This is a genomic window from Bacteroidota bacterium (assembly GCA_034723125.1).
Taxonomy (GTDB): Bacteria; Bacteroidota; Bacteroidia; order CAILMK01; family JAAYUY01; genus JAYEOP01.
Map to the genome: position 1 here is coordinate 1 of JAYEOP010000457.1, position 2014 is coordinate 2014.

Consider the following 2014-nt stretch of genomic DNA (forward strand, 5'->3'; position numbering starts at 1 on the left):
ACATATATATGTGTGTTAATTTAGAAATATGGAACAAAGAATTATAGATAACGAATGGAGTTTTGTTGGAGCGAATACTAAGGAATATACGCATTGCTATCATAATTATCCTGCTATGATGATACCACAAGTTGCTCGTAGATTAATTGAAATTTATGCTCCAAAGAATACAAAATTAATTTTTGATCCATATTGTGGAACAGGAACAACATTGTTAGAAGCTAAATTGGCAAATATTGATTCAATAGGAACAGATTTAAATCCTCTTGCCCAATTAATTGCACGAGCTAAAGTAAAAAATTATAATGTTAATAAAATAATTGCATCAAAAGAATTAATTTCTGAAGAAAGTTTTAAGTTTTCTTTCAATCTTATCGATAATGTTGATTTAATTAAGTTTAAGAATATTGAATATTGGTTTAGTGAAAAGGTAATTAAAGAAATTTCGTTTTTATTAAATTTAATTTATTCAAAAATTGATGAAGATTTGCAAGATTTTTTCCTTGTTGTACTTAGTGAAACTTTGCGAGAAGTATCATATACAAGAAATGGAGAGTTTAAGTTATATAGAATACAACAAGAAAAAATTAAAAATCATAAACCTGATACATTAGGATTGTTTTTAAAAAAACTTAATAGAAATATTAAAGGTTTGAATGATTTAATAGAAACCAAAGCAAATACAAAGACGAATATATTGGATTTTAATACATGTATTGAAGAACCTGTGAAATATATAGATAATAAAATTGACTTTGTTTTAACTTCACCACCTTATGGCGATTCTCGTACAACAGTGGCTTATGGTCAGTTTTCAAGGCTTTCTAATCAATGGCTTGGAATTGAAAATGCAAACAAAATTGATAACATATTAATGGGTGGGAGTAAAAATCATAAGAATTTAAAATTTAATACAAAGTATGCCTACAAGGAACTTGATGAAATTAAAAGTATTGACTTAAAACGATATAATGAAGTTAAAGAGTTTTTGATAGATTATGAAAATTCAATAAACAATGTATCTAATTCCGTTAGAAAGAATGGAAGAATTGCATACGTTGTTGGAAACAGAACAGTAAAAGGTGTTCAAATTCCATTAGATTACATAACAGTTGAGTTATTTGAAAAAAAAGGTTTTTCGCATTTAAAAACAATCGTACGGGAAATCCCAAATAAAAGAATGCCAAAGGAAAACAGTCCTTCAAACAAAGTAGGAGTAAAACTAAAAACAATGAGTAATGAATATATTGTAATAATGGAGAAGCAATAAATGCTTTTATTGCAATAGTTCAATAATACCAATTTAATTTCAAAACGCCTGATAAATAAATTAAATTATATTTTTCTTTTTTTAGGCAAAAATTCTTTGCATAGCTATAGCTACGGAAATAATTTTTAACGACAAAAAAGGGAAATAGAAATGATTTATATCGGGTGTTTTGATGTTAATTTGGTATAACAAAAAAAAATGGTATTTTAAATGCTAAGCAGATATACAAATGTAATAGAATTGGTAAATTGAGAAAGAGTATGATTGCTTCGTATGGATTAATTCTTCATTGACTACGGGGTATTTATATTTGTCCTTCGTGTAAGTCCCAAATTGGAAAGCACATTTCATAATCATTCCATGTAATATCTCCATATTCAATTGAATAAGACTGAAATAATTGTTTGTCTTGGTATTTTTTTGTCATAGGATTTTTGGCTTTTTTAAGAAATTCACCAAAATCGATAGTCCTTTCAATTCCATCGGAAAATTTAACCCAAGTTGACCGATTTTAAAAACCGTGAAAAATTTTATACGACAGATAATCAGACGTTTAACGATTTTATCCAATAAAGTCAATTTTGTAAAACGCAGATATTCAGGCATGTACAATTTGTAGGTCGTTTGTAGTGGCTGAATCTTTTATTTGTGCTTGTCAGGTAAATTATAAATTACTACTTTTGCCAAAAAATTATTTGTGTACATTTAACATAACATACACAAAAACAGTCTTTTAGTAATATT

The 2014-nt window shown here is 27.0% G+C and carries 1 protein-coding gene and 1 pseudogene; one reads left to right on the plus strand and one right to left on the minus strand.

The window, feature by feature from the left end:
• Positions 1–28 precede the first annotated feature (28 nt).
• The gene (locus U9R42_11965; GenBank protein MEA3496739.1) at positions 29–1270 is read left to right on the plus strand and encodes a class I SAM-dependent methyltransferase; all 1242 of its coding nucleotides are present in this window, start codon (positions 29–31) and stop codon (positions 1268–1270) included.
• 304 nt (positions 1271–1574) lie between these two features.
• Here the strand turns inward: U9R42_11965 and U9R42_11970 are convergent.
• Positions 1575–1757, minus strand: a pseudogene (locus U9R42_11970) (DUF2442 domain-containing protein).
• Positions 1758–2014 lie beyond the last annotated feature (257 nt).